The organism is Bacillota bacterium (assembly GCA_012837335.1).
In the GTDB taxonomy this organism is placed as follows: Bacteria; Bacillota; Limnochordia; order Darwinibacteriales; family DTU012; genus DTU012.
Genome location: DURM01000076.1, coordinates 1 through 23,407, shown reverse-complemented (window position 1 = coordinate 23,407; position 23,407 = coordinate 1). Strand labels below are relative to the sequence as shown.

The 23,407-nt window shown below is 47.7% G+C and carries 22 protein-coding genes; all 22 read left to right on the top strand.

Annotated features, from left to right (window positions below):
* The first annotated feature begins 11 nt into the window (after positions 1–11).
* Positions 12–1,082, top strand: a complete 1,071-nt coding sequence (gene prfA / locus GX019_10300) for a peptide chain release factor 1 (protein ID HHT37552.1) — start codon at positions 12–14, stop codon at positions 1,080–1,082.
* Positions 1,083–1,085: 3 nt separating this feature from the next.
* Positions 1,086–1,940: a peptide chain release factor N(5)-glutamine methyltransferase gene (gene prmC / locus GX019_10295; GenBank protein ID HHT37551.1), complete on the top strand. Its 855-nt coding sequence runs from the start codon at positions 1,086–1,088 to the stop codon at positions 1,938–1,940.
* A complete protein-coding gene (locus GX019_10290) occupies positions 1,931–2,956 on the top strand; it encodes a threonylcarbamoyl-AMP synthase (protein ID HHT37550.1) in 1,026 nt (341 codons plus the stop codon). The genes prmC and GX019_10290 overlap by 10 nt, the downstream gene beginning before the upstream one ends.
* Positions 2,957–2,978: 22 nt before the next feature.
* A complete protein-coding gene (locus GX019_10285) occupies positions 2,979–3,467 on the top strand; it encodes a low molecular weight protein arginine phosphatase (protein HHT37549.1) in 489 nt (162 codons plus the stop codon).
* A gap of 38 nt (positions 3,468–3,505) precedes the next feature.
* Positions 3,506–4,135 (top strand): uracil phosphoribosyltransferase, encoded by a 630-nt coding sequence (gene upp, locus GX019_10280; GenBank protein HHT37548.1) that lies wholly within the window; start codon positions 3,506–3,508, stop codon positions 4,133–4,135.
* Between the two features lie 99 nt (positions 4,136–4,234).
* Complete coding sequence (locus tag GX019_10275; protein HHT37547.1) at positions 4,235–4,684, top strand: cytidine deaminase; 450 nt, start codon at positions 4,235–4,237, stop codon at positions 4,682–4,684.
* 11 nt (positions 4,685–4,695) lie between these two features.
* A complete protein-coding gene (locus GX019_10270) occupies positions 4,696–5,673 on the top strand; it encodes an undecaprenyl/decaprenyl-phosphate alpha-N-acetylglucosaminyl 1-phosphate transferase (protein HHT37546.1) in 978 nt (325 codons plus the stop codon).
* Positions 5,673–6,770, top strand: a complete 1,098-nt coding sequence (wecB, locus tag GX019_10265) for a UDP-N-acetylglucosamine 2-epimerase (non-hydrolyzing) (GenBank protein ID HHT37545.1) — start codon at positions 5,673–5,675, stop codon at positions 6,768–6,770. Before GX019_10270 ends, wecB begins: the two co-directional genes overlap by 1 nt.
* Before the next feature lie 70 nt (positions 6,771–6,840).
* Positions 6,841–7,623 (top strand): M23 family metallopeptidase, encoded by a 783-nt coding sequence (locus GX019_10260; GenBank protein ID HHT37544.1) that lies wholly within the window; start codon positions 6,841–6,843, stop codon positions 7,621–7,623.
* A gap of 65 nt (positions 7,624–7,688) precedes the next feature.
* Positions 7,689–7,949: a sporulation transcriptional regulator SpoIIID gene (gene spoIIID / locus GX019_10255; protein HHT37543.1), complete on the top strand. Its 261-nt coding sequence runs from the start codon at positions 7,689–7,691 to the stop codon at positions 7,947–7,949.
* A gap of 76 nt (positions 7,950–8,025) precedes the next feature.
* Positions 8,026–9,039: a rod shape-determining protein gene (locus GX019_10250; GenBank protein ID HHT37542.1), complete on the top strand. Its 1,014-nt coding sequence runs from the start codon at positions 8,026–8,028 to the stop codon at positions 9,037–9,039.
* Positions 9,040–9,140: 101 nt separating this feature from the next.
* Positions 9,141–9,884 (top strand): flagellar basal-body rod protein FlgF, encoded by a 744-nt coding sequence (gene flgF, locus GX019_10245; protein ID HHT37541.1) that lies wholly within the window; start codon positions 9,141–9,143, stop codon positions 9,882–9,884.
* Between the two features lie 110 nt (positions 9,885–9,994).
* On the top strand, positions 9,995–10,783 hold the full coding sequence (gene flgG / locus GX019_10240) for a flagellar basal-body rod protein FlgG (GenBank protein HHT37540.1): 789 nt from the start codon (positions 9,995–9,997) through the stop codon (positions 10,781–10,783).
* Between the two features lie 9 nt (positions 10,784–10,792).
* Positions 10,793–11,596, top strand: a complete 804-nt coding sequence (gene flgA, locus GX019_10235) for a flagellar basal body P-ring formation protein FlgA (protein HHT37539.1) — start codon at positions 10,793–10,795, stop codon at positions 11,594–11,596.
* On the top strand, positions 11,597–12,190 hold the full coding sequence (locus tag GX019_10230) for a flagellar basal body L-ring protein FlgH (protein HHT37538.1): 594 nt from the start codon (positions 11,597–11,599) through the stop codon (positions 12,188–12,190).
* A gap of 26 nt (positions 12,191–12,216) precedes the next feature.
* Positions 12,217–13,335 carry a flagellar basal body P-ring protein FlgI gene (locus tag GX019_10225; protein HHT37537.1) on the top strand — a complete coding sequence of 373 codons (1,119 nt, stop codon included), beginning with the start codon at positions 12,217–12,219 and terminating at the stop codon, positions 13,333–13,335.
* Positions 13,336–13,351: 16 nt separating this feature from the next.
* Positions 13,352–13,651, top strand: a complete 300-nt coding sequence (locus GX019_10220; protein ID HHT37536.1) for a hypothetical protein — start codon at positions 13,352–13,354, stop codon at positions 13,649–13,651.
* 172 nt (positions 13,652–13,823) lie between these two features.
* A complete protein-coding gene (locus GX019_10215) occupies positions 13,824–15,233 on the top strand; it encodes a phosphodiester glycosidase family protein (protein HHT37535.1) in 1,410 nt (469 codons plus the stop codon).
* A 73-nt stretch (positions 15,234–15,306) separates the two neighbouring features.
* Positions 15,307–17,019, top strand: coding sequence for a hypothetical protein (locus GX019_10210; GenBank protein ID HHT37534.1), 1,713 nt, complete (start codon positions 15,307–15,309; stop codon positions 17,017–17,019).
* A 66-nt stretch (positions 17,020–17,085) separates the two neighbouring features.
* Positions 17,086–20,154, top strand: a complete 3,069-nt coding sequence (locus GX019_10205) for a hypothetical protein (protein ID HHT37533.1) — start codon at positions 17,086–17,088, stop codon at positions 20,152–20,154.
* A gap of 139 nt (positions 20,155–20,293) precedes the next feature.
* On the top strand, positions 20,294–22,039 hold the full coding sequence (locus tag GX019_10200) for a BamA/TamA family outer membrane protein (protein ID HHT37532.1): 1,746 nt from the start codon (positions 20,294–20,296) through the stop codon (positions 22,037–22,039).
* Between the two features lie 201 nt (positions 22,040–22,240).
* Positions 22,241–23,407: BamA/TamA family outer membrane protein (locus tag GX019_10195; protein ID HHT37531.1), on the top strand; the 1,167-nt coding region annotated here is incomplete at its 3' end.

Here is a 23,407-nt window from a genome sequence, read left to right as displayed (position 1 = left end):
GGGGAGATATTATGATTGACAAACTATCACAATTAGAGGATAAGTATAATGACCTTACGCGCAAACTGAGTGATCCGGAAGTAATCGCGGATCAGAGTTCATTTCAGAAGTATGCCAAAGCGCACGCAGAATTAGAAGAGATCATGACGGTCTATCGTGAGTACAAGGATGTTATAACCGGTATTGAAGAAGCCAAGGAGCTGTTAGAAGACGATTTGGAACCTGATTTCCGCGCGATGGTCCAGGAAGAGCTAAAAGAGCTTGAGCCAAAGAAAACAGCTTTGGAAGAGGAGCTTAAAGTTCTGCTTCTGCCTAAGGATCCTAATGATGAGAAAAACGTAATTGTGGAAATTCGCGCCGGTACCGGTGGAGAAGAAGCAGCACTGTTTGCCGGCGATCTGTTCCGGATGTACAGCCGCTATGCTGAAGCAAACCGCTGGACTGTTGAGCTGATGAGCAGTAACGCTACCGAGCTTGGCGGTTTCAAGGAAGTTATCTTTATGATTGAAGGTAAGGGCGCGTACAGCCGCTTAAAATATGAGAGCGGTGTGCACCGCGTGCAGCGGGTTCCCACCACGGAGTCAGGCGGCCGCATTCACACATCTGCTGCTACTGTTGCGGTTCTGCCGGAAGCGGAAGAAGTAGAGCTGCATATTGATCCAAATGATCTGCGGATCGACGTTTACCGCTCCTCCGGTCCGGGTGGACAGAGTGTCAATACTACTGATTCAGCTGTTCGGATTACACATCTGCCTACAGGTTTGGTTGTTTCATGTCAGGATGAAAAATCGCAGCATAAAAACAGGGAAAAAGCGATGAAGATTCTCCGCGCCCGCCTCTTGGATCAGCTGCAGGCGGAGCAGGAAGCTGAAATGGCTGCTCAGCGCCGCAGTCAAGTGGGAACTGGGGACCGAAGCGAGCGGATCCGCACATACAACTTCCCGCAGGGACGGATTACCGATCACCGCATTAATCTTACTTTATACCGCTTGGATGCTGTACTGGAAGGTGATCTCAATGAGATTATCGACAGTTTGATCACAGCTGATCAAGCAGAACGGCTAAAAACAATGGAGTCGTAACCGATGGTGAAATTACACACTGTGCAGGAATTAGTAAGATTGAGCACCGCTTATCTTCAGGATAAGGGATGCCAGAGCCCGCGGCTGGATGCCGAAGTGCTGATGGCCCATGTGCTGAATACAGATCGCGTTCATTTGTATATGAATTTTGATCGGCCTCTGGAAAACGATGAGGTGGATGCCTACAGGCGGCTGATAGGATTAAGGGGGCGCAGGGTTCCGGTTGCCTATTTGACCGGCCGGAAGGAGTTTTATGGCCGAGATTTTGTTGTAAATGAAGCGGTTTTAATTCCCCGTCCAGAAACCGAGATTTTAGTGGATCAAGCTTTAACGCTGCTTCAATCAAAGCCAGAACCACAGGTGCTGGATATCGGTACCGGAAGCGGAGTTATTGCCATTACCCTCGCTCTGCAGTTTAAAGATGCGCGGGTGATTGCTGTTGATATTTCCAAGGAAGCCTTGGAACTTGCGGAGCTTAATGCTGATCGACTGCATGCAGCTGATCGGCTTTCTTTTTTGCAGAGCGACATGTTCAGCCAAGTTCCAGCTCAGGCTTTTGATCTGATTTGTTCCAACCCGCCTTATATTCCTTCGGATAATCTGGAAGACTTGGAACAAGAGGTTATGCGGGAGCCAAAGCAGGCTCTGGACGGCGGCCGGGATGGATTAGACTACTATCGAATCTTGATTGAGCATGCGCCAAATTACTTAAAAGCAGGAGGTTACCTGCTGGTTGAAATCGGCTGGGACCAAGCTGGTCAGATCCTCGCGCTTGCTCAAAGACGCGGGTTCGGAGACTGCCAAGTTGTGCAGGATTATGCAGGTAAAGATCGAGTGGTGATTATGAAATGGCAGTAGAAACTCAGATTATTCAGCCGGATCAATTGGATCTGGCTGTTAGACTGCTCAAGCAGGGTGAATGCGTGGCTTTTCCGACCGAAACCGTTTATGGCTTGGGCGCTGATGCTTTAAACGCTGAGGCTGTGGCCAAGATTTTTGCTGCCAAGCAGCGTCCGGCGGATAACCCTCTGATAGTTCACATCCACAGTTTTGAGCAGGTAAGTGAACTGGTAAAAGACTATGATCGATCTGTCGAGATCTTAATGGAACAGTTTTGGCCGGGGCCTTTAAGCCTGATTCTGCCCAAACAGGATGTTATTCCGGAAATAGTTTCCGGCGGCTTGAACACGGTTGCGCTGCGGATGCCGGATCATAATTTAGCCTTAGAGCTTCTTCGGCAGGTGGACTTGCCCCTAGCTGCACCGAGCGCTAATTTGTCCGGGAGTCCCAGCCCTACACGAGCAGAACATGTGTATCAGGATTTACAAGGCAGAATCCCATTGATCCTTGATGGCGGTCCCACCGGCTGGGGTTTAGAATCTACTGTTTTAGACTGCACCAGCAGTCCGTTTCGAGTGCTGCGGCCGGGCGGTGTAACTGTGGAGCAGCTGAGACAGTTTGTTCCAATCGAGGTTGACCCCAGCGTGATCCAGAATGCTCCAGTGAGCAAACCCCGCTCTCCGGGGATGAAGTACAAGCACTACTCACCCAAAGCGGATGTGATTTTAGTAGTAGGAGGCCAGATTCCGGAAAAAATCAATAGATTGGCTTCACAGCCGGAGTACGCCGGCATGAAATTGGGGGTTTTAGCTGTCAGTGAACATCTTGATTTATATCCAAACCTGGCAGTTCTCGATATGGGACCCCAGACGCAGCCTAAAGTAGCGGCCTCTCGCCTTTATCATCTGCTGCGGACAGCTGATGAGATGCTGCTTGATGCTGTGTTTGTGGAAGGTTTTCATGAGGAAGATTTAGGTCTGGCAATAATGAACAGATTGCGCCGGGCTGCTGGTTATAAGGTAGTTCAGTCGTAAAGTCAAGGAAAGGAGTAAGTGGATGCGTAAAGTTTTAATGGTCTGCACCGGTAATACCTGCCGTTCTCCCATGGCAGCTGCTTTGTTTAAGAAAGCGGCTGCTGAGCGTCAAATCGAAGTAGAAGTGGATTCGGCCGGGCTTCAGGTTTTTGGTTCTGAATCTGCTAATCCGCAGGCGCAAACTGTAATGAGAGAATACGGAATTGATCTTTCTGAGCATCGCTCACAACAGATTGATATTAATGCGCTGGAAGAATATGATTTAGTGCTGACCATGACCTACAGCCACAAGCGTTATATCCTCAATCTCCGTCCGGATTTAGCAGATAAAGTATTTTTGATCAAAGAATTTGCTGATCAAAAAAGGCAGGAAACCAATACTAAAAAAGAGAACATCAATAGGGCAGATAGTGATGTAAGCGATCCATTCGGACAATCAGTCGCAGTATATCACCGCACTGCCACCGAGTTGCTCCAGGCAATCGAGACAATCTTGGATGCATGGCAGTAACTAAATCCAGATTGAACATAGAGAAAGGAGACGGTGTCTTGGGTAAGGTTCATGTGATCGACCACCCCCTAGTACAGCATAAGCTGACTATGATTCGGGACAAGTCTACTGGCCCGAAAGATTTTAGAGACCTGGTTAATGAAGTAGCATTATTAATGGCTTACGAAGTAACCAGAGACATGCCCCTTGAAGAGGTAGAAGTTGAGACTCCTATCTGCACAACTCAAGGTTTTACTATTGCCGGTAAAAAAATTGGGTTAATCCCGATTCTGCGCGCAGGTTTAGGAATGGTAGAGGGAATTTTACAGCTGATTCCCACAGCCAAAGTAGGTCATATCGGTTTGTACCGTGACCCTGATACACTGCAGCCGGTGGAATACTACTGCAAGCTTCCTTCTGACAGTCATGAGCGGGATTTTATTGTGATCGACCCGATGCTGGCGACAGGAGGTTCCGCTGCAGCGGCGATCAGCTATGTCAAGAATATCGGCTGTGCTTCGATCAAGTTAATGTGCCTTTTGGCTGCACCTGAAGGAATTGAGTATCTGCACAGTGTTCATCCTGATGTAGAAATCTATACAGCTGCAGTCGACGAAAAACTTGATGAAAAAGGCTATATCATCCCAGGATTAGGGGATGCCGGCGATCGATTATTCGGCACTAAATAGTAATTTTGAGCACCCTAGATTATTCTAGGGTGCTTTGCCCTAGGATTTTGCTTTTTTTTGACGAAATGTATAGATAAAGACAAGTTTGAGGAGAAATCAATGCCTGTACGTCCTTCTTGGGAACAGTATTTTATGGAAATTGCCAAATTGGTAAGCAGCCGCTCAACCTGCCTTCGGCGGCAGGTCGGCGCAGTTTTGGTCAAGGATAAACATATCATTGCAACCGGTTATAACGGGGTGCCCAGTGGTTTGGAGCACTGCAGTACCCGGGGATGCCTGCGCGAGCAGCTGAACATACCGTCGGGTGAGCGCCACGAGATGTGCCGGGGTATTCATGCTGAGCAAAATGCAATTATTCAAGCTGCACTGCATGGAGTCAGCACTGAGGGAGCGGTCCTGTACTGTACCGATCAGCCCTGTATTTTATGCAGCAAAATGATCATTAATGCTGGGATTACCGCCGTTTATTTTCAAGGCGATTACCCTGACGCACTAGCCAAATCAATGCTGAGTGAAGCCAACATCACCTTGGTGAAGTGGGACAGTTAGGAGTGGAATTCATGGTAGAACAGTTACTTATGGGTTTAGGGTTAGTGCTGCTTTTTACCCCAGCATTTATCTTTTTAGCGAATTTATTCAAAAAATTTGATCACCCAAATGAGCGCCGCATTAACTCTGTTCCGATTCCGACAGCGGGTGGATTGGCTATCTATTTGGCTTTTTTTGGTTCGGCGTTTATGTTCAACGGCAGTAATCTGCTTCCTTATTTCGTAGGAGGCACAATTATTGCAGTTACCGGTCTGATTGATGATCTTCGCGATGGAATATCGGCGGGAGCCAAGTTTGCAGGGCAGCTGGCAGCTGTGATTTCGTTTTTGGCATTAAGTTCCAGCCCCAACTATTTTATTTCTGCGCTGTGGCTGCTGAGCGTAATCAATATTACTAACTTTATTGACGGTTTAGATGGTTTAGCCGGGGGGATAACCCTAATCGGCTCAACAGCGCTCTTTATTTGGACTTATAGTTTAGGTTTTGATCATACTGCGGGATTGCTGTTAATTTTAGTGGGAGCTGTGCTTGGATTCCTCGCCTTCAACTTCCATCCGGCCAAGATTTTTCTCGGTGATACTGGAGCGTTGTTTATCGGGTTTATTTTTGCAGCCTTAGCCAATGACAGCGTTATCAGCGAAAACATGATGTTTAATCTGCCGTTGCTGGTATTAATTCTCTCGGTTCCGACTCTGGATACGTTTTGCGCGATTGTGCGCCGCGTTCAGAAAGGAGTTCCGTTTTATCAAGCTGACCGCCAGCATTTTCACCACCGCCTCCTTGATTTAGGTTTAAGTCAGCGGCAGGTAGCCTTGGCTGCCTATATGCTTACCCTGACTGCATCGACTCTGGCCCTGTTTTTAGTTAAACTGCAGAGCTGGAACCAGTTTGTAGTGCTGCCGATAGTTGCAGTAATTTACTTGTACGGAGCCGGTCGGATCGGCATGATCAAACCGCTGTCGTTAAAATCTGAGCGGAGGGTGTTGTAGTGGGCAGGATTGGAATTGTTTTTGGAACGAGGCCGGAAGCAATCAAGATGGCTCCTGTAGTTAAAGCTTTTCAGGCTACCGACTGGGATACCAAGGTGATTGTTACCGGTCAGCACCGGGAAATGCTGGATCACGTTCTCGAGCTTTTTGATATCACTCCTGATTATGATTTAAATCTGATGCGGCCCGGCCAGTCTTTGGCTGAACTGACGACTGCTGCTTTAACGGGAGTAGATCGGATCTTAAATGAATTGCCTGTAGATTATCTGCTGGTCCATGGGGATACTACTTCCGCTGTTGCTGCTGCTTTGGCGGGTTTTTACCGTCAAATTCCGGTAGGCCATGTTGAAGCAGGCTTGCGTACGGGGAATTTAGCCCATCCGTTTCCTGAAGAAGCTAATCGCAAACTGATTGATCAGGTAAGCAGTATTTTTTTTGCTCCGACGCAGATGGCGGCAGAGAATCTTTTCAGGGAAGGCGTTTCTAAGGAGAGAGTCCACATAACCGGGAATACCGTAGTAGACGCTTTAAAGATGATGGTGGAGCCAGAGTATCAGTTTGCAGTGGATGGACTGCGGCAGTTGGATTTCGATCGTCCGGTCGTGGTCGTAACAGCGCACCGGCGGGAAAACTGGGGTCGGCCTTTGGAAAAAATCTGCGCTGCGGTGGCAGAAGCTGCGGCTGAATTGGCTGTGGATTTTGTTTTTTCAATGCACAGCAATCCTCGAATTCAAGCGGTGGTCAAACAGCATTTAAATGGTTTGTCCAATGTGCATTTAATCGATAACTGCGGCTATAAGGATTTTATTAATCTCCTCAGCCGGTGCAGCTTTATAGTTACTGATTCGGGAGGTCTGCAGGAAGAGGGGGCGGCCCTGGGCAGACCGGTGATTGTTTTGAGGGAGTTCACAGAGCGGCCGGAAGCAATTGCAAGCGGATTTATCCGCTTGGTGGGAACTAATCGAGAGCGAATTGTGGAAAGCATTACCGCCTTAGCTACAGATATTGAACTGTACCGCAGTATGACTCAAGGTGAAAACCCTTATGGAGACGGACTGGCTGCGGTAAGAATCAGAGATATTATTTTGAAATTATAACCGGAATAATTTCCGGTTTTTGTATATATTGGAAAAAATGGACGCATACTACCACTAGGGTGGTGATAGTATGCGAGTAAAGAATTTTTTCAGCCGGGTCCGACAAATATTATTCGCTGTTGGCCGCTGGTTTAAAAATGCGTTTCGGTTTAGAAAGGGAAATTTGTTAGACCAAATTTTTCGCGCTGCTGTTTTCATGCTCTGTTTAGTTCTTGTTGGCGGTTGGCTGCTGACCAACTATCTGCTGCCCAAGTGGAGTCTGGAAGTATCCCAAGCCGCTCCAACGATTGGGATGGATGAGCTGGCAGCGGTAGTTAACCAGGAGCTGAGATCCTTAATGGATACAGAATACGCTTGGTTATATGATCTGCATCAAACACAGCTTACCCTTGGACCGCAGATTGAGCCCGATCCACCTCCCAAACCGGATCCTCAGGAAATGCGTCCCGACGAAGCGGTAGAGACATTGGCTGTTTCGTTCGAACAGATTTTATGGCCGTTGAAAGGCGAAATCACTGCAGCGTTCGGATGGTACCGCCACCCGGTTCACCAAGACTGGCGGTTTAATACCGGGTTGGAACTTGCTGCTGCCGGCGGCGAGCAGGTGCGCAGCGTCCTGCCGGGGCGGATAGAATCGATAGTTCCTGGGGAGGATGGCTTTGAATTAGTAGTGGCCCACGGCAGTGGCTGGCAGAGTGTATACCGAGGCATTAGATCTGTAGCAGTAAAAATCGGCGACATGGTTGAGCAGAATCAAATGCTGGCTCAAGCCGGCGATGACGGCAGGATTTTCTTTGCTCTTCTCTTTGAAGACGAGCCTATTAACCCCATGCAGTATATGTCGTTATATTGATTTACTAGCATATTCGCTCACTCCTAGCATATAAATGTAACAAAAAACGGCTAGGGGGAGCGAATATGAGAGACTATATCCGCAAGCGGGTGGTGGATGTTAGTTTATATATAATTAAGACCAATGCCACGGTCCGGCAGGCAGCCAGTGTCTTCGGCGTCAGCAAAAGCACAATTCATAAAGATGTGACTGAACGGCTTCCGAGAATAAACGAAGAGCTGGCTGCCCAGGTCAAATGCGTCCTCGAACACAACAAAGCTGAGCGGCATATTCGCGGTGGAGAAGCTACTAAGCGCAAGTATATTAAAAAACGGCGTGTTTCATGAAGATATATAAAGGATTTGCCCCGATTTTGTCGAATTTTCTTTGGAAGGAAATGGCATGCGAAAGGGGCACTTCTTTATGTTTGGAACCGATATCGGGATTGACCTAGGTACTGCTAACATTCTGGTATTTGTAAAAGGCAAAGGGATTGTACTGCAGGAACCGGCAGTAGTCGCAATGGATTTAAATACTAAGCGCATCTGTGCAATTGGCGAAGAGGCCCGGCGCATGATTGGGCGGACCCCTGGAAATATTCAGCCAATCCGGCCGCTAAGCGAAGGTGTTATCGCCAACTATGAGTTAACCGAAAGCATAATCAAGTATTTTATCAACAAAACAATCGGGCGCATTCAGCTGTTTAAGCCGAGGGTTGTTGTGTGTGTACCTTCAGGTGTCACTGAGGTAGAAAAGCGCGCAGTCTTGGAGGCGACTTTAAAGACCGCCGCTAAGGAAGTTTATCTGATTTCTGAACCGATGGCAGCAGCAATCGGATGCGGTTTGGATATATCGCAGCCCTCAGCCAATATGATCGTTGATATCGGCGGCGGAACCACCGATATTGCTGTTATATCTTTGAAAGGTGAAGTGGTCAGCCATTCGCTGCGGGTAGGCGGATCGCATTTTGAAGAAACCATTATGCGCCATGTTAAACGCACTCATAATTTAGCGATTGGAGAGCGCACTGCTGAAGAGATTAAAATCAAGATTGGATCTGCGTATCCAACCGAGGATAAATACCTGGAAGTTCGGGGAAGGGATCAGGTAACAGGACTGCCGGCAAATGTAATGCTCAGTTCCCGCGAACTGCATACATCATTAGTTGAACCGGTTACTGATATCGTTGAGGCGATTAAAGGAGTGCTGGAGGTAACTCCACCGGAATTAGCGGCAGATATTGTGGATAAAGGCATCATTCTTACCGGAGGCGGTGCACTGCTTGATGGTTTAGATTACTTAATCAATCAGGAAACACACGTTCCGGTGCATATTGCTGATGATCCGCTTACCTGTGTTGCTCGGGGATGCGGTCAAGTGCTGGAGATGCTTGATTCGCTGCGCAGTGTGCTGTATTCCTCACGCGCATATGCTTAAAGGCCTAGCGGCCTTTTTTTTATGCTCAGGCGCGATTAATTCATTAAAGTTTGTGCATCGAACAACCGATAATAAAAACAGAGACCAAAGGAGGTGGGAAGTTGCTGCGCGGTATATACACAGCTGCGTCCGGAATGCTGGCTCAGGGAATCCGGACAGATGTGCTCGCTAACAACTTAGCAAATGTTGATACCTCGGGTTATCGCCGCCAAACTGCTCAGGTGCAGGCTTTTCCTGAACAGCTGTTGATGCGTCAGGAAAAGATGAATTTCACACCAATTGGCCGCTTAGGCACAGGAACACTTGTGGTTGAGAAGCATAACTCCTTTATGCAGGGCAGAATTCATACTACCGGGAATCCGCTGGATGTGGCTTTAGATGGTCCGGGATTTTTTGTAATTGACACGCCCGGACAGAGGAGCTATACCAGAGACGGTAGTTTCACGGTCAACATGGGTGGATGGCTTGTTACTCAGGATGGATTTAGAGTTTTAGGACAAAATGGACCGATCTATATCGGGGAAGCAAGCAGTGTTGTAATCAACTCAGAAGGAACAGTAATTGTTGATGGGGTTGAGCGGGACAAGCTTCTGATCGTAGAGTTTGCTGATCGCAGAGGGCTGGTGAATCAGGGCGGAAATCGCTATCATGCCACTCCTGCTGCAGGACAGCCATTCAGATGGCGCGCAAGTGTGGTTCAGGGTGCTCTCGAAATGGCGAATGTCAATACAGTCAAGGAAATGGTTAACTTGATTGAAGTGCAGCGCGCTTATGAAGCTAATCAGAAGGTGATTCAGGCTTTTGATGAAACGCTTGGTAAACTGATTAATGAGGTTAAAGTTTAAAATCCAATAAAAATATAAACGGGGATAAAAAGGCTGGACTGGTTTACAGAGGCCATTAAACTGTCGACCGATTGAGACAGTTTCCCCGCAGTATGGGAGGAAATGCTGTTATGATGCGTGCATTATGGACAGCCGCGTCCGGAATGAATGGCCAGCAGTACAAGATCGACATTACTGCTAATAACTTGGCTAACGTTAACACCACTGGATTTAAGAAAAGCCGGGTTGACTTTCAAGATCTGCTCTATCAAACTGTGCGGTACGCCGGCACACCGGTTACAGCTGGTGCCCAGATTCCAACCGGAATCCAGGTAGGTCACGGTGTGAGACCGGTAGCTACTCAAAGACTATTTACCCAAGGAACGTTTCAACAAACCGATAATCCGTTTGACTTAGTTATTGAGGGCGATGGATTCTTCCAGATACTTCTGCCAGATGGTTCTATCGCCTATACTCGGGACGGAGCGTTTAAACGGGACAGCGACGGACGCTTAGTCACAAGCGATGGTTTCCCACTTGAACCGGAAGTTCAGATTCCTGAAGATGCTTTAAGCGTAAATATTGGTTCTGATGGGACAGTCTCCGTGCAGCTGCCCGGTGAGGACCGCCCGGTAGAGCGGGGTAAAATTGAGCTCGCCCGCTTTGTAAATCCCGCGGGACTTAAGAGTGATGGCCGCAACCTTTATTCAGCTACCGCAGCCAGTGGGGACCCGATTGTTGGTGATCCAGGCTTAGATGGTTTTGGCAACTTAGCTCAGGGTTATCTGGAAATGAGCAATGTTCAGGTAGTTGAAGAAATGGTCAGTATGATTGTGGCGCAACGCGCTTACGAAACAAATTCCAAGGCCATTCAGGCTGCCGATGAAATGCTCCAGACAGCTAATAACCTGCGCCGCTAGGTGATGCTAATGCGCAGGAGATTTAGTGCTGTCCTAATTATCATGATTATTTTGGCCGCTGCGGTTGGACATGGAGCTGCTAAACCGGTGGTTGAGCTTCTGCCTGAGGCAGAAGTATCCGGTGCAGATATTTTCTTTGCTGATATCGCTGAGTTTGAGGATGAAGAAACTAAGGATAGTTTAGGCAAAGTCTATTTAGGAGCTGCAGCCCTTCCGGGTTCCAATCGCCGCTTGACCTTGGGTCAAATAGAAGTTCGACTGCGCCAGGCTGGGATTCATCCCCGCGATCTGGAGATAACCGGTGCGAAAGAAGTTTGGGTTACTACGGCTGCTGTGCATCCTAAGGAGAATCCATCGACCCAGGATTCTCTGTACAGTGGTAAAGAAACCAGCATCAGCTTGGGATATGGAAAAACCCATATTTACCAGGTCGTTGTTCCGGTGCGGGATATTGCCCGCCATGAGCTGATCGCCTTGGAAGATCTCCGGGTCGAAGAGCGGGAAGGAAGAACCGTTCCCAGCAATTTGGCATCAGTAGACGATTTAGTCGGCAAAAGAGCTACGCGCCTGCTGCCGGCAGGTTCGGAGCTGACCATCTATGCCGCTGAGGTACCGCCTGCTGTAGAGCGGGGCGATACAGTGACTTTGATGGTAACAGCTGGTTCAATCACTGTGACCACAATTGGCAAGGTGCAGCAGGCTGGCGCTGTAGGTGATCTTATTCCGGTGGAGAATACTAATACCCGGAAAATTGTCTATGGCGAGGTAATCAGTTCGGATTTAGTGAAAATTGAGATTGGAGGCCTGAAATAGATGAGAGTTCGGTTTAGCAGGTTCGCTCCAATTATTCTGATATTAGGGATTTTCCTGGGTTTAACTATGAGTGTTTCTGCAAGCTCTTTGTTTGCCCCCAGCGGCGGTTCGCTGTTTTCTGATTATAAGGCGCGGCAGGTTGGTGATTTAGTCACTGTGCTGATAATAGAGCAGGCCCGCGCTACTCAATCAGCGGATACATCATCCGGCAACAATAATGTTCTTGGAATCGGACCGGGTGGAGGCGTTTTGGCGGACTTAATTCCACTGCTCCGCTTCTCTCACGACAGTCAGTTTGATTCCGGAGGCACTACCTCTCGGGGCGGCAGCATAACCGCTAAACTGACCACTAAAGTTGTTGAGATTAACAGCAACGGTACCATGAAAATTGAGGGCAGACAGAAGATTACAGTCAACGGTGAAGAACAGGAAATCGTTATATCCGGTATAATTCGTTCCCGGGATATCGGTCCCGATAATACAATTTACTCATCTTTAGTTGCAGATGCAGAAATTCAATTTGTCGGTACAGGTATAGTTGGAGATAAACAAGAACCCGGTATTCTGACACGCTTTTTCGACTGGCTGTTCTAGCCTGTCAGCGAATGGAGGTTCTTTCGATGAATAAACGTATTTATATATCAGTGCTGGCTTTACTGCTGGTGCTGACCACGGCTGTCGGTTCTGTTTTTGCAGCTGATGCGCCCCTGGTTCGGGTTAAGGATATCGCTCGCGTTCAGGGTGTTCGCGATAACCAGCTGTACGGTTTGGGGTTAGTAATTGGTTTAAACGGAACAGGCGACAGCTCGAGCGCTTTGGCTAATGTGCAGATGGTAGCCAACATGCTGGAGCGGTTTGGCATCACTGTATCACCAGATGATCTGCGCCTGCGCAACGTGGCAGCAGTAATGGTTACCGCTACAATTCCGGCATCAGTGCGGGTAGGCGATGCCATTGATGTGACGGTATCCTCAATCGGAGACGCCCGCAGTCTGCAGGGCGGATTTTTGCTTCAGACTCCACTCCAGGCTGCTAATGGCGAGATTTACGCTGCCGCGCAGGGACCGCTGTCCATCGGCGGATTTGTAGTGCGGGGAGGTTCCAGCAGTGTGCAGCAGAACCACACAACTGTTGCTAGAGTTCCCAACGGAGCCATTGTAGAGCAGGAGATTCCCCACAGCCACAGCTATGGTGATGAGGTGCAGTTGGTTCTGAATGAACCTGATTTCAGCACTGCAGCTCGTTTGGTGGAGACTATCAATCAGGTATTTGCCGAGAATATCGCCAAGGCGTATGACCAATCGACAGTTGGAGTTAAGATCCCGGCTGAGTATGCCGATAATACTGTTGGAATGATTGCGCTGTTGGAAGAGCTGCCGATCCGGCCTGATACAAAAGCAAGAGTTGTAATCAATGAGCGGACTGGGACGGTAGTGATGGGCGCAGATGTGAGGATTGCCACTGTGGCAGTGTCCCACGGCAATCTCAATGTCAGGGTTGAGGCGGACCTGCAGATCAGCCAACCGCCAGGATTTGTCGGAGATACAGTAGTTGGTGTCGATTACAATATCGATGTAAATGAACCGGAAGGTGGTTTGATGCTCCTCTCCGGCGGCAGCAGTGTGGAAGATTTGGTTAATGCGCTGAATGCTATTGGCGCCAATCCGCGGGATATAATTGCCATCCTGCAGGCTATTAAAGCCGCAGGTGTGCTCTACGGAGATTTAATCATTATGTAGCGGGGGAGAGACCAGTATGAAGGTAGCTTGGGATCCCGGTAAATTGATAACAGATAAAGCTCAGCAGCTGTCAACTTCCCAGAAGGCCTTAAAACAAGCTGCGGTGGATTTTGAGTCCTTGTTTATTCAGCAGATGCTGAAAGAAATGCGCAATACTGTGCCGGAATCGGATCTGTTCGGCAATCGCAATGCTGAGAAGCTGTTTCAGTCCATGTATGATGAGCAGCTGGCAATCGAAATGGCTGGAGCCGGCGGTATCGGGTTGAGTGACATAATTTACCGGCAGATGGTAATGTATGTGCCTGACAATGATTAAAATGAAGCCTCGTTCTGTTTGAAACTGAACGAGGCTTTTTTCTAACTTTTCAACGTTTTTTCCGGATCGGTTATGTTCATCGTCGGAAGCGGTTTTCTGCTGCAGCAGGATATTTCCCTGCAATAGAGAATTGATAATGCGTTAAGCATAATTTTACTTATATTCGAAAGGGTTGGGGAAAATAGGACGCTTACGCTATATCTGGGTTATTTTAACAATTGTATTCGTTGCTGCTGGCAGCGCAGCTGCTCAAGCTGTTTTTTGCGATGTGGACGCTGATAAAGTGGTGCTGCGTGTTCATGTCCCGGAAGGCAGCGGCTACCGCGTATGGCAGAATACCAATCCTATGAAAGTAATTATTGACCTTGATCATGAGCTGCCGAATCTGCCGCATACTGTTGAGTTTAAGGATGCGGCTTTAAAAGCGGTTCGGGCCAGTAAAGGTCCTGGCACGATCGGCACCAGAGTCGTGATGGACTTTAATTACCTTATGCCTGACATCGAGTCTAATCTTGAGGGAGAATGGCTGACAGTCACTGTCAACAAGCTGTATGTGGAGAGCAGTTTAATAACTGTTGGTCATGGAGTAAGATACGGCCACATGCGCAAGGGGATTGCAGCTGGTCCATTGATTATCAATTACATCGAAGTGCGTTATATGGATCCGCTGATCGAGATCCGGTCTGTGTTATCGCAAGATCAAATCTACGGCCGCGAAAAAGTCAGTTCGATGGCCAAAAGAAGCAGAGCGATTGCAGCTGCTAACGGTCTGTACTTTGCCTCCGACGGCAGACCTTTGGGACTGCTGGCGATTGACGGCCGAGTGATCAGTGAGCCATATGCCAATAGAACCGCGATTGGTATTAAACCTGGTGAGATTGTAATCGATCAGGTAGGTATGGCTGGTAGAGTTAAGCTCAGCGATGGGCAGGAATTCGCAGTATCAGGACTTAACCGTCCCCGCCTAACCGATGAGCTGATTATTTATACCCCCGATTATGGCGAAGATTCCCGTACTAATATTTATGGGATCGATTTAGTAGTGGTTGATGGGGTTGTCACTGAAGTTTTGACTGGCAAAGCTCCGATTCCGAAAAATGGGGTCGTGGTATCCGGTCATGGAGCAGCCCGAGATTTTCTCCGGCAGGTAGAGATAGGTGATCGCCTGGAGGTTGAGCTTAAGCTGGAACCCGATTGGCTGGAGCAGGGCTTCCAGCATATTATTGCCGGTGGACCCCGTTTAGTTAAAGATGGACAAGTGTATATCACCTCTGAACAGGAGCGGTTTCAAGCTGATATAGCTGTGGGGCGTGCCCCCCGCACCGCATTAGGTGTCACCGCAGACCGCAGGCTGTTGATTGTCACTGTTAACGGCCGCCAGCCTGGTGTCAGTGTGGGAATGACACTGGAAGAACTAGCTGAACTGATGATTGAACTAGGTGCTGTTGATGCGATGAATCTTGATGGAGGCGGTTCCACAACAATGGTGATCCGCGACCGAGTGCTGAATATTCCATCCGATGGGACTGAGCGTCCTGTCAGCAATGCCATCGTGATCATCACTCCCGAAAGCAGAGAATAAGGAGTTGGCTCTCATGACACGAAAAATCTGCATACTTGTGGGGGTTTTCCTATGTTTGTTTTCCTCGTTAGTGATGGGAGCAGCCGAGGTCTATCCTTTAGAAGATGTTTATCCCGGGCTGAAAGGGATCGGTAAAACAGTAGTGCAGGGAACTGAAATTGAAGAATTTGATGTTGAAGTAATTACAGTAATTCAGCAGCCGGCTCCGGTTTCGGCGATGATCATGGTGCGGGTCAGCGGTGATGCCATTGAGAGAAGTGGCGGAATTGCCTCAGGCATGAGCGGCAGTCCAGTTTATGTAGACGGCAAGCTGTTAGGTGCAATCAGCCACGCTTATGAATATTCGGATCACCGCGTGGGATTAGTAACACCGGCCGGTCCGATGCTGGCTTTGCTCGATAACTTAACGGTTCCGGAGCTGGATGTTCCGGAGGGTTTTCAAGAGATAGCTACTCCCATCGCGGTGAGCGGTCTTGAGGGAAGGTCATTAAATAAGCTGAGACAAGTGTTTGAGCCATTTAATGTGCAGGTAATTCCCGGTGTAAGCGGCATGGTGGAGATGGATGCTCCAGCTGTTTTGGAACCCGGAGCGGCTTTTGCAGTGCAGCTGCTGAGGGGTGATTTTCAAGTAGCCGCTTTTGGCACTATTACCGAAATAGATGAGCAGAACCGCTTTGTCGGATTCGGCCATTCATTTTTGCATCAGGGAGATATAAACTTCTTTGCTGCTCCGGCTGTTATTCATTATACGATGCGGAATCTGGAAGTCCCGTATAAAATTGCGTCTGCTGGCGAGAGTGTAGGTGGGGTTTTTCAAGATCGCACAGCCGGTGTTGCGGGAATGCTGAATGTGGAACCTGACTATGTCCCGATTAATATTACTGTTAGCGATTTGGATCGGGGTAGGGCTGATGTTTACCGTGTGGAGTCAGTTGCGGATGAAATGCTGATGCCGGCAATGGCGATCAGCAGCGCCGGACAGGGCATCGATTCAACTCTGGATCGAGTTGGTTCTGGCACTGCTTATGTGCGGTTTGAGTTTTACGCTGATAATCTGCTTAATCCGGTTATTCGGGAAAATATGTTTTACAGCAGCGCTGACATTGCTGCTTGGGCATTATCAGACCTGAGCGAAGGACTGGATCTGCTGATGGGCAATAATCTGCAGCATATCGAACTAAATAGAATCAACGCTAATTTCACCATTGAAAATGCCCGCAGAACCGCCGAAATTGAGAAAGCCATTCCCCGCAAGTTTCAGGTTGAAGCGGGCGGCAGCGTGGAAATAGAGGTAAGGATTCGGCCGTACCGGAGTTCGGTGGAAACCAGGGTCCTGCGGATTGATATTCCTGAGGATACCATGCCGGGACTGCTGCCGGTAACTGTTAGAGGCGGCCTCAGCGGCTATTATCCGGTGAAGCCGACTGTTCATACCACATGGGAATCTCTCCAGGAGCAAGAAGCAGTTGAGGGATGGCGGGAGCCGACCGATGCTGAAAGCCTCGATATTCTGCTGGCAGAGTATATGAATCGGGAACGAAACAATGAGATTGTTGTTGAGTTTCTTCCCTTTATCGATGCTCCTGCCGAATACGACTTTGACTATAATGACAGCGAAATATTTCCTTTTGATGAGGAAACAATTCCCATCAGTGAAGTTGTCATGCTGGAGCAGGATTTCGGTGTTGGCCAGCAGGAAAACAGCGGCAGTGATGGTATAAGGGTGCGCCTCACTACTCAATATGTGATAGAAGGATCTGCTACCTTTGAAATTGAAGTTATATAGATAGAATAATGGGGGTCCGCCCCCATTATTTTTCAACCAAAAACAGCGTTAGGTGGATCTCAAACTATGCAGTATAAATCAAAAGTCATTCTCTTTTTTGCAGTCGCAGTAATTATTGGGCTTGTACTAGCAGTAAGTGCAGCCAAAATTGCGCCGGAATTTATTGTCAAAACACTGACCGAGACTTATCCGGGCCTGGAGATAGAAAAAGTAGAATGGCATTTTTTTACGCAGTTTAAGCTGACTAATATAAGTTATACTAGTGAGCGTTTTACTTTCAAGAGTGATGTTTCCCTGAAGCTAAATCCTGTTAAGCTGCTGCTGAATCCGCTCAGTGGTGTCAGTGAGCTAGTTTTGGAACAGCCATATCTGAAGCTGCATTCCCAGGATCGCTTAACTTGGGAAAAGGTGCAGCAGCTGATCTGGGTTGAAAACCTCCTGCCGCAGCTGCCAACTACCCGAATTGAGATTACTGCCGGGGAGATTACTTTTAACCTGCAGGGTTATGACGTTCAACTGCCTATCGAGGGCACGGTTTGGTTAGGATCTGAAACTTATCTGGACTTGGATGTTTGGGATCTTCATTTCGACCAGATCATTGTTTTTAAAGACAATCTGCCGCAATTTGGAAGCGGTTTATGGGAATTTCGCGACCTAGTTAAGGGTCAGCTGGCCTGGCATATAGACAGCGACCGCGATTTTGTGCTGGACTATTTTAAAGCAGGGAACAATGGCTATTCAGAGGCTTTTTATCTGTGGGCTGGCAGCAGCTATATTCGGGGACAGCTTCCCGATTTTGATGCTGTTATTAGTGCTCTGCGTTCGATCAACTCAGATATGACGGATATCACTGCGCAGGTTTTGGATGAAGGCAAGACACCGCGGTTAACCGGTACCGCTGATAGACTTAAACTGACATGGCTGCAGAATGGCCGCTGGCAGGAGCTCTCCGCAGCGCTGGACAAAGACGGCATTGTGTTACAGCTGCTGTTAGATCAGTTCGAACTAACACTTGATGAGCTGCCTGTCGAAAACCTCATTCTTGGTGGAGACATTCTGCTGTCCAGCAGTTGGCAGGGGTTTTTGGAGGAATTCAGCGCTGAAGGAACGCTGTTTATTCAATCAGTGGAATTTCAGGGTGTTGAGGCTGTTGGCGAGATTGAGTTCAGCGGGAACAGCGAACAGCTTGGCGGTTCAGCTCATCTTGATCTTTTAGGTGGTACAGTTGATTTTAATGGTTCTTTCGACTTTACAAAAAGAACCGCTGCCGGCAAGTTTAAGGCTGCTGATCTCAACTTAGCGGAGCTTCCTTTCGATTACCACTTAGCAGGCTTGGTAAATTTTACTGGTCAGATCAGCGGGAACGGCCGACAATTGATAGGTGAGCTGTGGGTCACTGATGCCGCTTTTGAGGAGTATTGGCTCGCAGCTGCTGCAAGCGAAATTGTGATCGGTCTAGATCAAATTCAAATCAACAACGCAGAACTCTCTGGTATCGGCAATGAGCAATTTACCGCTGGTTTAACAGGATCAATTGAGCTTCAATCAGATCGGGTTCTGATTAATAATCTAGAAGTTGAAACCGCAGGCGGAATATTGGCAGCTCGGGGCATCTTGTCTTCCGATGGACTGGATATTGATTCAGAGGCAGCGGATTTCCCCTTGGAGTTGGTTACAATCTTTGTTGATAATCCGAATCTGACAGGATTAGTGGATTACCAAATCCATCTTGCAGGTAAATTCGACCAATTAAACGGACATGGGCAGGCTCGCGTACGCGAAGTGTATTGTGACTTAGGTTACTTTCCGGCACTTTCTGCAGATTTCCGGCTTGAGCAGGGTCAGATACACCTGCAGCCCTTGTCTGTGACTAGAGCCGGAGCAGAAATAATAGTTGAAGGATCAGTCAGTGGGCTAAAGGAACCCGAATTTGATCTTCGCCTAAAGGTTCCCCGCAGCTATTTAGAGGATATTCACGGATTTATCGAGGGCAGCCTAACGATTACTGGAACACTCACGGAGCCGCAGTTTGATGGAAGACTGACCGCTGCCGAAATAGCATATCCGGTTCCTTATTTTGATGAACTGACGAACGGTGAACTGGAGCTGATCATCAATCATAACCTCGCTGCAGTTTCCGGAAGCGGCAGTTTTGGAAGAAAGGGAAAGGCTGTTCTGCAGGGAACTGTGGATATCACAGCTTATGATGTGAATATAAATATGAAGGTAATGGATATGGAAGCCTCTCATCCCCTGCTCCATGGAGTTGTTGACGGTGAACTGCATGTGAGTAATGTCGGCAGTGGGCAGCAGTTGGTTTTGCATGGTGATCTAATAATTGATCAAGCTAGAGTTTACCTCAGCGGTCTGACTCAGAGCCTAACTGGAAAGCGGGACATCCTGCCAGTGTTCGGCTTAAATATCGAGGTCAGCGGTGAAGAGGCTGCAGTAATTGGACCTGGTATCCGCATTGCCGCAGATGGTAAACTTAAAGTTACCGGTACAAGCAGCCAACCGGCAGTCCAGGCAGATATCAGGGCGTTGGGCGGAACGGCAAATCTGCTCGGAACTACTTTTGAAATAACATCGGGACGCTTGCATGCGGCCGACTGGCTGGCTGAACCGCGGTTGTATCTTGCTGGAACTGCCGCAGTTGATGGTGTGGAAATCGTTTTAGCGGTTGAAGGTGAATTCAATGAGCTGAATTGGACTCTTGATTCAAATCCGGCTTTAACTCAGCATGATATTCTCAGTCGTCTCAACTGGCTGCGCCTGCTCGATTCAATCAGCACTGAAGGATTAAGCGGAGACCAAATCTGGGAGATTGCTCAGGAACAGGTAAATAGGGTGTTTTCCGGGATGGAACAGGCGCTCCGCAGTTACCTGCACCTGGATCTGGTCCAGATTGATCCGGATATTTTCAATCGGGATCTTAATGTTGCGATCGGCAAGTATATCCGTCCAGATCTTTATCTTGGCTACCAGCGGAGCTTTTTTGCAGCTGAGGTGACCGAAAATCTGGACTTAGAGTATCAGCTTCCAGCGGAAACTTTCTCCACTGGGATGAAACTAAAAGCCGGGATTGACAATCAAGGTGACCGGCGTTTTGGGTTAGAATTGCAGAGAAGGTTTTAATACCCAGCTTTAACAGGAAATACAGCTTAGGAATGTGAAGGAAAATACCTGGGAATGTAGAATTTACGATAAGATTGAGGACACTAGGGTGTTAGTAGTTAACATGACCAGACTGAAAATGTTAGGGGGACATTGAGTAATGATTCAAAAACGCAGAAGGGCACAAATTGCACTAATACTTTCCTTAGCGGTTTTACTGACTGTAAGCGGATTGCAGACCGCTTCTGCCCAGCAGCTGCAGAACGTACCAATTATCAGAGCAATTGCAATCAGTGGAAATACAAATATCGATACTGCCGTGATCGAGCAGGCTGTTACCCGCACAAAGGTAAACGACCTTTTTGTGGATCAAAATATTTCAGATGATGTAAAAGCTATTTATAATCTCGGTTATTTTGTTGATGTAGTAGCCAAGTGGCAGCTCCTGGACGATGGGGGCATTAAGATTATTTTTGAAGTGATCGAAAACCCCAAGATTGTAGACATCATTATTGAGGGAGCTGGAACTCTCCCCGTTCAGGAATTTATCAATACTATGCAGTCAAAACAAGGTGAAATTCTTAACTTCAACCTGCTTCTCGATGATTTAAGAGAATTTCCCACATGGGCATATGAACAGCATGGTATCGCAATCAGACCAGTAAACCTGGAGATATCAGAGACAGGATCGATCTTGGTAGAAACTGCTTTAACCAGAATCGAAGAGATCGTGCTTGAAGGTAATGAAAAAACCAAGGACAATGTAATTCTGCGTGAACTCTCGTTTGCACCCGGTGATATTTTAGACTTTGTTGAAGTTTCTACCAGCCTGCAGCGGGTATTTATGCTTGGATACTTCGAGGAAATTAACTACAGCATTCAGGAAGGAAAAGATCCCGACTCGGCGGTTTTAACCGTTTTAATGAAAGAGCAGAAGACCGGCAGCGCTGACTTTGGTGCCGGATACAGCTCGAAAAACGGATTGTTTGGCTATATCGATATCTCCGATGATAACTTCCTCGGAAACGGGCAGCGTGCCAACATCTTCTTTGAGATCGGACGCGGAACTCGGTCCTACCGGTTGGGTTTTTATGAGCCGTACCTTTTGAGTGATGGTACCTCCTTTGGGATTGAGCTTTACAATGAGCATGATGACATTCAGGGCAAATACGGAGAAGATGAAGAAACTGTGACCGGAACTCAGCACGTTCTCGGCGGCAATGTTTCGCTGGGACGCCGCTTAGGAGATTATTCGAGGTTCAATCTGTCGCTGCGCGCTGACAGCTTTAAGTTCAGCGGTGACATCGATGAATATGAAAATCCTTATAAACTGCTTACCATCGGAGCAGGTATTTCCGATAACACCACTAACCATCCGTTTAAACCGTCAGAAGGTTATAAGACCAATTTCAACTTTGAAACAGGTTTTAGATTTAACGATGAAATCTCGACATACTCAAAAGTGACTGTTTTCCACAGCAGATATTACGAGTTGTTCGAGCTGTTTGATGATAATGTAGTGCTGGCGGTAAGAGGAATGGGCGGTCGAGCGTTAACTGGTAAGCTGCCTAATTCCGAGCTCTACCGAATTGGCGGATCCGAAACGCTGAGAGGCTATGATTTCGGTCAGGAAGGCCTGGTCGGTGACAAAGTACTGCTTGTCAACACTGAACTGCGGTTCCCCATCTATGATTTCATATCCGGTGTAGTCTTTGCTGACATCGGTAAAGCATGGGAACCAGACCAGAATATTGATCTTACCGAAATGCTTGACAGCAACAGCTTTGGTCTCGGTGTCCGTCTGGATACACCTTTAGGATTGCTCCGTCTTGATTATGGCTGGGGACTTAACGAAGAAGCCAAACGCGAAGGTCAGTTTTATTTCGGGCTCGGCCACACATTCTAGATTGGGATAAACAGCTGCACAGCGAAATCCAGGCAGAACCCTTGTAATAGGAACTCTGCCTGGGTTTTTTACTCCAGAAAATAGACTGATTATACAGGTAATTGTGGAAAAATGACCATTAGACGGACACGGAAAGGTGCAATGAGCTGAAGGGTATGGAAAATATGGTTGTTTAAGACCGTTTTTAGGGGGATATTGAATATGCTTTGCAGATCCATGATGGCTATAACTGAACTAACCGTTTTTGCCGGTGTTTTGCTGTCTGTGAGTGGACTGCAGATCGCATCCGCCCAGCAGCTGTACAGCGCCCCAATTATCAAAGCAGTAACAATCAGAGGCAATACCAGTATTGACACCGTCCTAATCGAACAGGCTGTTACCCGGACCAAGGTCAATGATCCTTTTGTCGATCATAATATCTCCGATGACGTTAAAGCCATCTATAATCTTGGTTACTTCGCTGATGTAATTGCTACGTGGCAGCTATTGGAAGATGGGGGTCTGGTAATTATCTTTGAAGTTGTAGAGAATCCCAAGATAGAAGACATTGTGTTTACAGGCACCGGAGAGCTTCCTGTTCAGGATTTCATCAGCGGTATGCAGTCGAAGCAAGGTGAAATACTTAACTTTAACCTGCTTCTTGATGATTTGGCAGGCTTTCAGGCATGGGCTTTCGAACAGCACGGTGTTGATCTTAGACTGGTTAATCTTAATATATCAGAAACTGGTACTATTATGATTGATGCAGCACTGACAAAGATCGCACAGATCGTGCTGCAGGGTAATGAGAAGACAAAGGATCATGTGATTCTCCGCGAGCTTACTTTTGCTCCCGGTGATATTCTTGATTTCCATGAGATTTCAACCAGCCTCCATAGACTATATATGCTCGGCTATTTTGACGACATCAGCTACGATGCTGTTCGGACCGAGGAGCTAGGGTCTGCGGTTGTGACAATATCTGTGCAGGAGCTAAAGACCGGCAGCGCCGACTTTGGTGTCGGCTACAACTCGAAAAGTGGGTTGTTTGGTTTTATCGATGTCTTTGATGATAACTTGTTCGGCAATGGTCAGCGTGCGAACGTCCTGTTTGAGATTGGAAGGGGAACACGGTCTTACCGGATTGGGTTTTATGAGCCGTATCTTTTAAGTGACGGAACTTCCTTTGGAATCGAAGTCTATAATGAACACGATGATGTGGAGAATAAATACGAGGCAGACAATGAACTTGTAACAGGAACCCAGCATGTTCTGGGCGGCAGTGTTTCGCTGGGCCGCCGCTTGGGGGAATTTTCGAGATTAAATCTTTCTCTGCGCGCTGACAGCTTTAAGTACAGCGGGGATCTTAACGAGTATGAAAAACCTTTT